We start from the raw sequence: 11,911 nt of genomic DNA on the forward strand, positions 1-11,911 counted from the left end.
GGAGTCCCCACCCCATGACGTCCACGGTGCCCAACGCCGTCCAGCACACCGACGCCGCCGAGCCGATCACCATGTTCGGGCCGGACTTCCCCTACGCGTACGACGACTTCCTGGCGCACCCCGCGGGCATCGGGCAGATACCGGCGACCGAGCACGGCACCGAGGTCGCCGTCATCGGCGGCGGGCTCTCCGGCATCGTGGCCGCGTACGAGCTGATGAAGATGGGCCTCAGGCCCGTCGTCCACGAGGCGGACGAGATCGGCGGCCGGCTGCGCACCGTCGGCTTCGACGGCTGCGATCCCCAGCTCACCGCCGAGATGGGCGCGATGCGCTTCCCGCCGTCCTCCACGGCGCTCCAGCACTACATCGACCTGGTCGGCCTGGAGACGAAGCCGTTCCCCAACCCGCTCTCCCCGGCGACCCCGTCGACCGTCGTCGACCTCAAGGGCGAGTCCCACTACGCGCGCACCATCGACGACCTGCCGCAGGTCTACCGCGATGTGATGGACGCCTGGAACCGCTGCCTGGAGGAGGGCGCGGACTTCTCCGACATGAACCGCGCGATGCGTGAGCGCGACGTGCCGCGGATCCGGGAGATCTGGGCGAAGCTCGTCCAGAAGCTCGACAACCAGACCTTCTACGGATTCCTCTGCGACTCCGACGCCTTCAAGTCGTTCCGGCACCGGGAGATCTTCGGCCAGGTCGGCTTCGGTACCGGCGGCTGGGACACCGACTTCCCCAACTCCATCCTGGAGATCCTCCGCGTCGTCTACACCGAGGCGGACGACCACCACCGGGGCATCGTCGGCGGCAGCCAGCAGCTCCCGCTTCGGCTCTGGGAGCGCGAGCCGCAGAAGATCGTCCACTGGCCGCTCGGTACGTCGCTGTCCTCGCTGCACAACGGCGAGCCGCGCCCCGCCGTTACCCGGCTGACCCGCACCGCCGGCAACCGGATCACCGTCACCGACGCCACCGGCGACATCCGCACCTACCCGGCCGCGATCTTCACCGGGCAGTCCTGGCTGCTGCTCTCGAAGATCGACTGCGACGACGCGCTCTTCCCGATCGACCACTGGACGGCGATGGAGCGCACCCACTACATGGAGTCGTCCAAGCTCTTCGTCCCCGTCGACCGGCCGTTCTGGCTCGACAGGGACGAGACCACGGGGCGGGAGAGCATGTCGATGACACTCACCGACCGGATGACCCGGGGGACGTACCTCCTGGACGACGGCCCCGACAAGCCCGCCGTCATCTGCCTCTCGTACACCTGGTGCGACGACAGCCTGAAGTGGCTGCCGCTCTCCCCGAACGAGCGCATGGACGTCATGCTCAAGTCGCTCGGCGAGATCTACCCGGACGTGGACATCCGGAAGCACATCATCGGCAACCCGGTGACGGTTTCCTGGGAGAACGAGCCGTGGTTCATGGGCGCGTTCAAGGCCAACCTGCCGGGCCACTACCGCTACCAGCGACGGCTGTTCACCCACTTCATGCAGGACCGCCTGCCCGCCGACCGCCGCGGCCTGTTCCTCGCGGGCGACGACATCTCCTGGACGGCCGGCTGGGCCGAGGGCGCCGTACAGACCGCGCTCAACGCCGTGTGGGGTGTGATGACCCGGTTCGGCGGCGCGACCGATGCGACGAACCCCGGCCCCGGCGACGTCTTCGACGACATCGCCCCGGTCGAACTCCCGGAGGACTGAGGGGCGTTACAGCTGTCCGTTACGCGGGCCGGCAGACGCTGCGCTGCCGGCCGAGGCCCGAGATCTCGACCTCCATCACATCGCCCGGTCCCAGGTACGGGAAGCGGCCGGACAGCGCCACGCCCTGCGGGGTGCCGGTGTTGATGATGTCGCCGGGCTCCAGCACCAGGTACTGCGACAGGTGGTGCACCAGGTGCGCCACGCTGAAGATCATGTCCGCGGTGGAGGAGTCCTGCCGGGACTCACTGTTGACGTAGCTGCGCAGCCGCAGCTGCTGCGGGTCGCCCACCTCGTCGGCCGTCACCAGCACCGGGCCCAGCGGATTGAACGTGGCGCAGCTCTTGCCCTTGGACCACTGTCCGCCCGATTCCTCCAGCTGGAAGGCCCGTTCGGAGACGTCGTTGCTGACGGCGTAGCCGGCGATGTGGGCGGCGGCGTCGGCGGGGGAGTCCAGGTAGGAGGCGCGGCGGCCGATGACGACGGCCAGCTCCACCTCCCAGTCCGTCTTCTTCGAGCCGCGCGGGATCAGCACGTCGTCGTACGGGCCGACGACGGTGTTCGGCGACTTGTAGAAGAGGATCGGCTGCTCGGGCGGCTCGGCACCCGACTCCGTCGCGTGGGCCGCGTAGTTCTGGCCGATGCAGAGCAGCGCGGAGGGCCGGGCCACGGGGGCGCCGATCCGTTGGCCGGTGATGTCGGTCTCCGGGAGCACCGGCTCGGCGGGCACCAGGTGCGGGTTGTCGGCGAGCGCGGCAAGGAACGCGCCGTCGATGTCGTCGGTGATGCCGGACAGGTCGTAGTGACGGCCCTCGGGGCAGACGAGGACCGGGCGCTCGTGGCCCGGCTCGCCGATGCGCATCAGTCGCATGTGGTGAAATCTCCTGAACGGTACGGGTATCGGGGGCTCCGCGAGCCTCAGTGCAGGCGGGTCAGGGCGTCGGCGGTGACGGCGTGGACCGGGGGTCGCCCGGCGAGCAGCCGCAGCACCTCGTTGACGGCGCTGGTGCCCAGCCGCTGCCGGCACTCGACGCTGCCCGCCGCCTGGTGCGGGGTGAGCAGCACGTTCGGCAGGGCACGGAACGGGTGGTCGGCGGGCAGCGGCTCGTCGTCGAACACGTCGATCGCGGCGTCCAGCCGGCCCGTGGCCAGCTCGGCGAGGAGCGCGTCCTCGTCGACCAGCCACGACCTGGCGGTGTTCACCAGGCCCGCCCCGTCCGGCATCAGCGCCAGCTGTCCGGCGCCGATCATCCGGCGGGTCTCCTCGGTGACGGGTGCGTGCACGGCCACGATCCTGCTGTGCGAGAGCAGCGTTTCGAGAGGTACGCACTCCACGCCGAGCTCCTCGGCGTCGGCGGCGGACAGGTACGGGTCGGTGACGCTCACCCGCGCCCCCATCGCCCGCACCAGGGCGATGTAGGCACGCCCGGTGCGGGAGGCGCCGATCACGCCGATGCGGCTGCCGTGGATCTCGTGGCGCGGCGGGGCCTCGCTCGCCGCCGCCCACTCCAGCCCGCCGCGCAGGGCGTGGTCGAAGCGCTGGATGCGGTGGAGCAGCGAGAGCGTGAAGGCGAGGGCCACCTCGGCGACCGGGCGGGCCATCTCGTCACCGGCCTGGGTGACCAGGATCCCCCGCCGGAACACCTCTTCGGTGACATAGGGCGCGACCGCCGAGCCGGTGTGCGCCACCAGCTCCAGCCGGTCGGCCGGTCCGAGGAGCCCGGCGTCCACCTTGGGCGCCCGCCACGAGGTGATCAGCGCACGGGCGCCGGGCAGCGCGGCCGCGACCGCCGCCCGGTCCCAGTGGTCGTCGATGACGGTGAGTTCGGCCGCCCGCTCCAGCTCCCGCCACACCTCGGCGGTGAAGAACTGGGCCCGCAGGCCCGGCGGTACGGCGACGACCACCCGGGAGCGGTCGGCAGGATCAGGAGAGCCAGGCATCGAGGTGCTCCGCAACGAAGGCGTCATCGGTCAGCCAAGGGTAGGCCGCGGCCACCCGGCTGATCTCCTCGGCCTGTCCGGGGGAGAGCGTCTCGGCCGGGTCCAGGCACCGGATGTTCGCCAGCAGACCCTGGCGGCGCAGCACTTCGTGGACCCCGGCGATGCAGCCGCGGAACGCGCCGCGCACATCGAAGACCGCGCTGTTGGCGTCGGTCAGTTCGGGGCGCCGGGCCAGGCAGCGCACCATCGCCTCGTGGTCCCCGCCGCGCGCCCTGCGGACGTCGTCGAGGAGGGTCACCGCGGAGCGGGTCCACACGGCCCACTGGCCGAGGAGCCCGCCCGCGAACCAGCGCGGCCCGCCGCCCGCGGTCTCGTACGGGGTGAGCAGATCACCGATGATGTCGTCGTCGTTGCCGGTGTACAGCGCCACCTCGTCGGCCCGGTCGGCGGCGGCCACGGCGCGTACGACATCGGCGGTGCGGTAGCGGTCGAACGGAGCGATCTTCACCGCGGCCGTGTTGGGCAGATCGGTGAACGAGGACCAGAAGTGCGGCGAGAGGTAGCGTCCGCCGACCGCCTCCTGGAGGTAGAAGCCGATCACCGGCAGCACCTCGCCGACCGCCCGTGCCCGGTCCAGCAGGCCCTTCTCGTCCGCGCCGGGCACGGCCGGGCTGAGCAGCACCGCGTCGTAACCGAGCTCGGCGGCGGTCTCGGCCTCGGCGACGGCCTGCGCTGTGTAGCCGCAGGCACCGGCGACCTTGATGAACGGCCGGCCGGCCTCGGCGTCGATCGTCTCGGCGGCGAGCTCCAGGACCGGCCGGAACAGGCCGACCTCCGGTTCACGGATCTCGAACTGGGTGGTGTGCACGGCGACGGCGACGCCGCCCGCGCCCGAGGCGAGGTAGTAGCGGGTCAGCGCACGCTGCCGGCGCTCGTCGAAGGAGCCGTCGTCGTGCAGGGCGAGCGGGTGCGCGGGGATCACCGCACCGTGGGCGAGCGCGTCCAGGGCGGGGGTCGGCGCGAGGGAGGGAGTGGACATGGAGTGGATCAGAACCTTCCGTCACGGACCTGGAACTTGGTGGGCTTGCCGGACAGCGGCAGCCCGCGGCGCAGCCAGTCGGCCTGCCACTCGACGAGGGTGCGCAGCGTGACGTCCGGGTAGCCGAACAGCGAGTGGCAGCGGCTCGCGTCGGAGAGCAGCGCGGTCGGTGCCTCCTCGCCGGCGAAGACCGGCTCCTTGCCGAACTCCTCGCCGAACCAACGGGCGATGCGGCGTACCGAAGCGGTCTCCGGGCCGGTGAGGTTGAGGGTGAACGCCTCGCCGTCGGTGGCGTGCAGCAGCGAACGCAGCGCGACCTCGTTGGCGTACCCCTGCCACACGACATTGGCGTGACCGGTCGTCACATCGACGGGCTCGCCCGCCTGCACCCGGTAGGCGATGTCGGCGAGGACGCCGTAGCGCAGGTCGACCGCGTAGTTGAGGCGGATGTTGGCGACCCTGGTGCCACGGGTCAGCGCCGCGTGGCCGAAGATCCGCTCCCGGCCCAGGCACGACATGGCGTACTCACCGACCGGGCCCACCGGGTCGCTCTCGGTGCAGCCGCCGGAGGAGACCGGCACCAGCGGGTACACATTGCCGGTGGAGAACGCGGCGATCCGCGCCCCCGACCAGCGGCGCGCCACCCGGTCCGGCATCGCGGCGTTCACCGCCCAGGCGTGCGAAGGGGCCCCGGCGGAGCCGAACTTGGCGCCGACCATGAAGACCACGTTCCCGGCGTCCGGCAGTTCGGCCAGGTCGGCGGCCGGGTCCATCAGGTCGAAGGCCACGGTGGAGACCCCGGCGGCCTCCAGCTCATCGGCGGCGGTCCTGTCGGACCAGCGGGAGACCGCGTACACGGTCACGTCCTGGCGGCCCGCGGCGTCCAGCGCCCGGCGGGCCAGCCGGCACAGGCTGGGGCCCATCTTGCCGCCGGCGCCGAGCACCAGCAGATCGCCTTCGAGACGGCCGAGATCGGCGACGAGCGCGGGGGAGGGGGTGGCGAGCCGCTCTTCGAGCGCGGCCTCATCGGTGAACATTGGTTGCTATCCCTTGATTCCGGACGCGGTGACGCCCTCGGTGAAGTAGCGCTGGCCCACCATGTACGCGGCGAAGATGGGCACGAACGCGATGACGGAGCCGGAGAGCACCACATTGAGCGGCACGTTCTGCTGCTGTAGAGAGGCGATGCCGACGGTCAGGGTGCGCATGTCGGTGGACTGGCCGATGACCAGCGGCCACAGGAAGTCGTTCCAGTGCCACAGGAAGACGAAGACACCGAGGGTGGCCAGGATCGGCTTCAGCAGCGGCAGCACGATCCGGTAGAAGATCTGCCACTCGTTGCAGCCGTCCAGCCGGGCCGCCTCGAAGAGTTCGTCCGGCAGCCCCTGGATGAACTGCCGCATCAGGAAAACCGCCTGGGCGTTGGCCAGGGTCGGCACGATCAGACCCCAGTACGTGTCCACGCCGCCGAGTTTCGCGATCATCGCGAAGGTCGGGATCATCGTGACGTGGTACGGGACCATCACCATCGACAGGAACGACCAGAACATCGTCTCCCGGCCGGGGAACCGCTTCTTGGCGAAGGCGTACCCGGCGAGCGAGGCGAGCAGCAGCACGCCGACGACCGAGACGACCGCGTAGATCAGCGTGTTGAACAGCCAGCGCGGCACGTCCTGGGCGTTCATGACGGTGTCGTACGCCTCGCCGGTCAGCGGCCACGGCAGCAGGCTGCCGGGGAACTCGACCGCCGCGGACGGCTTCAGGGAGAGCACGACCATCGCGTAGAACGGGAAGACCGTCACGATCGCGGCCACCGTCAGCAGCACGGCGCGGCCGATCCGGCCGGCCCGGCTGGGCCGCATGCCGTGCGGGACGGTGTCCTGCTCCGAGAGCTTTCGCAGCTTGCGCGCGGCGCGGCGCCCGGCCCGGTCGGGGGCCGCGGGAGTCTTCGGCGCGGGCGGGGTCTCGGTCTGGGCGGGTGCTGCGGTCATGGTCACTGGTCCTTCCCGATCACGAGCCGCTGGATCACCGCGACCACCACGGTCAGCGCGAAGAGCGCGACGCCGATGGCGGAGGCGTAACCCAGGTCGAAGTACTTGAAGCCCGCGTCGTAGAGCTGGAAGACGAGCGTGTAGCTGGCGTTGGCGGGGCCGCCGCCGGTCATCGTGTAGACCGCGTCGAAGACCTGGAACGAGGCCGTCGTCTCGATCACGGCGAGGAAGAACAGGGCGGGCTTGAGCTGCGGCAGCACGATGTACCGGAACCGCTGCCAGGGGCCCGCGCCGTCGGTGAGCGCCGCCTCCTCCAGCTCACGTGGAATGTCCTGCATCCGGGCCAGCAGGATGAGCATCCCGTACCCGAAGCGGGACCAGACGCCGACGATCGCGAGTGCGGGGAGCACCAGCACGTCGTCGGAGAGCCAGGAGCCCTCGGACATCCCGAACCAGCTCATCAGGGTGGACCATGGCCCACCGGTCGAGAAGATCCAGACGAAGACGGTGGCGGCCAGCACCAGCGAGGTGACGACCGGCAGGAAGAACACCGAACGGAAGAACTTGGCGCCGCGGAACGCGCGGCGGGTGATCAGGGCCAGGGACACCGAGGCGATCAGCGTGCCCGGCACGGCGAGCACGGTGTAGAGGACCGTGACCTTGAGTGCCTGCCAGAACAGCGGGTCGTCCCACAGGCGGGTGAAGTTGTCCAGCCCGATGAAGCTGCCGCCGCCCGTCAGGGAGTAGTCGGTGAAGCTCATCAGCACCCCGGCGATGCCCGGACCGAACCGGAACGCCAGGAAGAGCAGGAAGCACGGAAGGACGAAGAGCAGGCCGATCCGGGCCTCGCGGCGCGCCTGCGGCCCGCTGCGACGGCCCCGGCGGGTTGGTTCCGCGACGACTGCCACGGGGATCTCCTTGCGGTACGGGGGAATTGCGGGGGTCGGGGATGCCTCCGGGGAGGGGGCGGTGCCGGTCCGAGTGCGGCCGGACCCGGCACCGCGCCCGGTCGGTCAGCGGCCGAGCATCGCCTGCGCGGCCTTCTGCGCGGCGTTCAGCGCCTCCTGCGGGCTCTTCTTGCCCAGCAGCGCCGCCTGGATCTCCGGCGCCAGGACGCCCTGGACCTCACGGGCCTTGTCCTGGAGCGGGCCCACGTCCATGGTCGGCAGCGTGGCGCCGACCGCGCTCTGGAGGGCGTCGCCCGGGTACAGGTCGCCGCCGGACTTGCGGGCCGGGAAGTAGCCCGCGCCCTTTTGCAGGCCGGCCGCGTTCTTCGACTCGGCGACGAAGTTCAGCCAGTCGCCGGTGTTCTTCTTGTCGGCGCCCTTCAGCATCGACAGCGCGCCGACCGTGCCGTAGCCGACCGACTTCGCGTCCTTCAGCGGCGGCTGGACGACGATGTTCTCCTTGCCCCAGAACGGCTCGACGTCCGCCGGGGTGTTCTGCCAGGTACAGGCCACCTTGCCCTTGGCGGTCGGGGTCTGCTCCAGCTTGGGCGTGGTGGTGACCAGGTCCTTGTCGGTGTAGCCGCCGTCGACCAGCTCCTTCAGGTACGTCAGCGCCTTGACGCCGGCCGCGTCGTTGAAGGTGACGGTCTTGCCGTCCTCGGAGAACACGTTGCCGCCGGCCTGCCACAGCAGCGGGTAGAAGGTCATGTTCAGGGTCTGCTGGGTGTCGCCGCTGTAGCTGGTGGCGTAGTAGCCCTTCTCCTTCAGCTTCGGGGCCAGTGCCTCCAGCTCCGCCCAGCTCGTCGGGTAGGTCTTCTCACCGATCGCGGCGAACACCCGCTTGTCGCAGATCAGCGGGTTGGCGCTGGTCAGGACCGGGGTGCCGAGCGCCTTGCCGTCGATCGTGACGGACTTCAGCGCGAAGTCGGTGTAGTCCGACTTGGCGTCGGCCGGCATGTAGTCGTCGGCCGGGACGATGCTCTTGGCGTACTTCGGCAGCTGGTCCGGGATCAGGTAGACCGCGTCCGGGCCTTTGCCGGAGGCGATCGCGGTGGCCAGCGCGGTGTCGCGGTTGGCCCACGGGAAGGTCTCCACCTTCACCTTGACGCCCGAGTGCTCCTTCTCGAACGCCTTGACCAGGCCGTCCCAGTACGCCTTGTTCTTGGCCTCGTCGAAGATGACCGGGTAGGTCCACATGGTGACGGTGTTGTCGTCGCTGCCGCTGCCGGAACAGCCGGCCAGCACACCGGCGGCGAGCGCGGTGGCCAGCACGGGGGCGGCGACGGCGCGGACTCTGGAACGGCGGGTGAGGAGACGGGACATGGTGTGGTCCTCCGAGGACGTGAGGGTGGGGCGGGGAAGAGAGTGAGTCACTGGGCCGGGACCGTCTGGACGGTGCCGGTGTGGCGGGCGCGTTCGGCGGCGAACGCCGCGAGATGGCTGCCGAGCGAGGTGGCGGGACCGGAGCGGACCGCCCCGGCGTCACCCGTGGCGACGGCGGTGACGAACGCCTCGACGAGCGCGGCGTCCCCGCCACCGTGCCCGTCAGCCGCGTTCGAACCGGAGGCGCCGAGTTCATGGACGGTGGTTTCGCCGGTACGGAAGTCCTGCACCGTGACCCGCTCGCCGTCGCCGATCAGCCAGCCGTGCGAGCCGAAGATCCGGGTCTGGCGGTGCGTCTGCTCGGTGAACGCCACCATCTGGAAGGTCGCGGTCACCCCGTCCGTCAGCTGCATTGCGAGGACCTGGTGGTCGACCACGTCGTTGTCGCCGCGGTACGCGCAGACGCCGTACGGGCCCTCACGCAGAGCCTGCACGAGACCGGCCTCGTCGGTCGCCTCGGTGACATGGGTGACCGGCCAGACCGCGCCCTTCTCGCGCAGCGTCGGCATGTAGAGCTTCAGCGCGCTGTACGGGCAGTCGGACTCGACCGCACAGTCGAGACAGCGCCCCGCGGATCCGGCCGGGGCATTCTCGGGCCGGAAGTGCTTCAGGGAGCCGAAGCTGGAGACCCGCTCGATCCGGCCGCCCATCACGTACGTGATCCAGTCCAGGTCGTGGCAGGACTTGGCGAGCAGCATCGGCGAGGAGTCCTTCTCGCTGCGCCACGGCCCGCGCACATAGCTGTGGGCATAGTGCCACCAGCCGACCGGCTCCAGATGGTCGAGGGAGACCAGCTGACCGAGCACGCCGGAGTCCACGACCTCCTTCACCAGGTCGGTGTACGGGGTGTATCGCATGACGTGGCACACCGCGAACAGGACCCCGGACCGCTCCACGCCCTCGACGATCCGCCGGGTCTCCTCCTCGGTCGGGGCGAGGGGCTTCTCGGCGAGGATCGCGTAACCGGCCTCGGCCAGCGCCAGCACCGGCTCCACATGGAAGCGGTCCTGGGTGGCGACGACGACGGCGTCGGCAATGCGGTTCTCGACCAGCGGCCGCCAGTCGTCGAACTCGACGGGTGCGCCGGCCGCGGCCCGCGCCGCGGGGCGCGGGTCGGCGACGGCGACGAGCTCGGCGCGCTCGGGGTGCGCCTTGATCCACTCGGCGTACGTCAGACCGCGGTTGCCTGCGCCGACGAGCGCGACCCGTACGGGCCGGCCGGTGATCGGGGTATGCGTGGACACGGGAATCCCTGGTGCTCGGTGGTGCTCGATGAACGGGGTGGTCAGACGCGCAGCGTGGCCGCGGTGTGGGCGACGCGGTCGCCCTCGTCCGGCAGCGCGGTGCGCTCGGTGCCGTCCTCGACGCAGCCGGTGTGCAGCAGATGGCTGTCGCCGGTGAACGCCGCGGGCCGCAGTTCGAGCCGGCCGCCGGTGAAGGTGGAGCCGGTGTTCCGGTAGCGGTTGGGGCCTTCGGTGACCAGCACATGGGCGGTGCCCTTGGGCGCGGTCGAGTCGAGGCCGGTGAGCTGCCAGTCGACGGTCCGTCCGGAGCCGGTGCGGGCGAGCAGTGCGCCGTCCTTGTTGGTGCCGCTCAGCCGGGTGCCGTCGACGCGCAGCCGCTGGTCCTTCGCCGAGGTCAGCTTCAGCCCGGTGTCGCGGAGTTCGCCGCCGAGCACGGTGATGTCGGTGTGCGCGAGCGAGACGGGGGCGGTGTCCTTGGAGCCGGTCAGCGTGCACTGGTCCAGGGTGAGCGGGCCGGTGCCGTTGAGGACCGCGCCGTCGACGCCCTTGAGGACGCTGCGCTGGACGGTGAGCGGGGCGGTGACGTTGGCCTGGGTGATCTCGGCGCCCGCCGCGAACGCGAACGAGGAGTCGGCGATCACATTGGGCCGGGCGGAGAGGTCCGAGGCCCGGGAGACGATCAGCGGCCCGGTGGCCGTACAGCCGCGCATCTGCACACCGTCGGCGTTGACCCAGAGCATCCCGGAACCGGCGAGGGACTTCTTGCCGATGACCAGGACGTCCTCCAGGGTCAGATCGGTGATCTTTACCCGGGCCACGAACCAGGAGCAGGCATGCCGGCGTACGGTGATCCGCTTGGCCCTGCCGCCCCAGGCCGCTCCGGAGTTGGCGAAGGTCATCAGCCCGGAGTTGCCGGTGTACACGAGGTCGTGCTCGAACTGGCCGTGCGTCACGAACGGGCCCTCGTCGTCACCGTCGCCGTGGCAGTTGGTGACGTAGCAGTAGGCGGAGGCCGTGAAGTCGTTGAGATGACGGGCGTTGGAGGTGTGACAGTCCTCGACGTGCCCGTACAGGCAGTAGATCTGCTGGGTGAGGTAGCCCGCGCCGCCGTAGGTGACGGACTTCGGGTTGGTCAGCGAGCACTGCTCGGTGCGGTAGTACGTGCACCAGCGGCGCATCACGACCGGCCAGAAGGTGCCGATGGCCTCGATCCCGGAGACGTCGCAGCGCACCGCGTACTCGTACGCGATTGGGTGCGAGCCGGTCATCTCGTCCTCGCCCCAGCCCTCGAAGACCATGTTGCGGACGTGGGCGCGGTCGACGGGCTCGACGTGGGTCCAGGTCAGGGTGCGACCCGCGGCCAGGTCCCAGCCGATCTGGTAGTTGACCCGGATGTGCGTCGCGTCGACGACATCGGTGACCTGGACGAGCCGCTGGATCTCCTTCTCGTACTTCCCCGCCAGGGCGTTGATCTCCACGGCCCACCACTGGCCCACGGCGAACTTCGAGGAGTCACCGACCTCGAAGAGGTCCGAGAGGTCCGGCATCGCCGCGCTCAGGGAGTGTCTGACGGTGGTGTCGGTGACGGTGCCGCGGAAGGAGAGGACGGCGCCGAAGGGGTTGTCGTGGGTGTTCTTCTCGATGCCTTCGGTGCGTATGCGGT

General features: G+C 70.4%; 10 protein-coding genes. 1 reads left to right on the top strand and 9 read right to left on the bottom strand.

Going from position 1 to position 11,911, the window contains the following annotated elements; genetic code table 11:
* Window positions 1-14: 14 nt before the first annotated feature.
* The gene (locus tag ACIRJP_RS13480; RefSeq protein WP_404172250.1) at window positions 15-1,706 is read left to right on the top strand and encodes a flavin monoamine oxidase family protein; all 1,692 of its coding nucleotides are present in this window, start codon (window positions 15-17) and stop codon (window positions 1,704-1,706) included.
* 19 nt (window positions 1,707-1,725) lie between these two features.
* Here ACIRJP_RS13480 and ACIRJP_RS13485 read toward each other — a convergent pair whose 3' ends face one another.
* From ACIRJP_RS13485 to ACIRJP_RS13525, 9 genes are all read right to left on the bottom strand, one after another.
* Entirely contained in the window at window positions 1,726-2,574 is an 849-nt protein-coding gene (locus tag ACIRJP_RS13485) for a fumarylacetoacetate hydrolase family protein (RefSeq protein WP_404172253.1), read from the bottom strand.
* 47 nt (window positions 2,575-2,621) lie between these two features.
* Entirely contained in the window at window positions 2,622-3,644 is a 1,023-nt protein-coding gene (locus tag ACIRJP_RS13490) for a hydroxyacid dehydrogenase (protein ID WP_404172256.1), read from the bottom strand.
* Window positions 3,628-4,683 carry a dihydrodipicolinate synthase family protein gene (locus tag ACIRJP_RS13495; protein ID WP_404172259.1) on the bottom strand — a complete coding sequence of 352 codons (1,056 nt, stop codon included), beginning with the start codon at window positions 4,681-4,683 and terminating at the stop codon, window positions 3,628-3,630. The genes ACIRJP_RS13490 and ACIRJP_RS13495 overlap by 17 nt, the downstream gene beginning before the upstream one ends.
* A gap of 8 nt (window positions 4,684-4,691) precedes the next feature.
* On the bottom strand, window positions 4,692-5,720 hold the full coding sequence (locus ACIRJP_RS13500) for an NAD-dependent epimerase/dehydratase family protein (protein ID WP_404172262.1): 1,029 nt from the start codon (window positions 5,718-5,720) through the stop codon (window positions 4,692-4,694).
* Window positions 5,721-5,726: 6 nt separating this feature from the next.
* Window positions 5,727-6,674, bottom strand: a complete 948-nt coding sequence (locus tag ACIRJP_RS13505) for a carbohydrate ABC transporter permease (RefSeq protein WP_404172265.1) — start codon at window positions 6,672-6,674, stop codon at window positions 5,727-5,729.
* A 2-nt stretch (window positions 6,675-6,676) separates the two neighbouring features.
* A complete protein-coding gene (locus ACIRJP_RS13510; RefSeq protein WP_093541011.1) occupies window positions 6,677-7,582 on the bottom strand; it encodes a carbohydrate ABC transporter permease in 906 nt (301 codons plus the stop codon).
* 105 nt (window positions 7,583-7,687) lie between these two features.
* Entirely contained in the window at window positions 7,688-8,944 is a 1,257-nt protein-coding gene (locus tag ACIRJP_RS13515) for an ABC transporter substrate-binding protein (RefSeq protein WP_404172268.1), read from the bottom strand.
* A gap of 47 nt (window positions 8,945-8,991) precedes the next feature.
* Window positions 8,992-10,248 carry a Gfo/Idh/MocA family protein gene (locus ACIRJP_RS13520; protein ID WP_404172271.1) on the bottom strand — a complete coding sequence of 419 codons (1,257 nt, stop codon included), beginning with the start codon at window positions 10,246-10,248 and terminating at the stop codon, window positions 8,992-8,994.
* A 41-nt stretch (window positions 10,249-10,289) separates the two neighbouring features.
* Window positions 10,290-11,911: peptidase C14 (locus ACIRJP_RS13525; RefSeq protein WP_404172274.1), on the bottom strand; the 1,622-nt coding region annotated here is incomplete at its 5' end.

Origin of the sequence: Streptomyces sp. NPDC102437, assembly GCF_044765565.1 — a bacterium.
Lineage (GTDB): Bacteria > Actinomycetota > Actinomycetes > Streptomycetales > Streptomycetaceae > Streptomyces.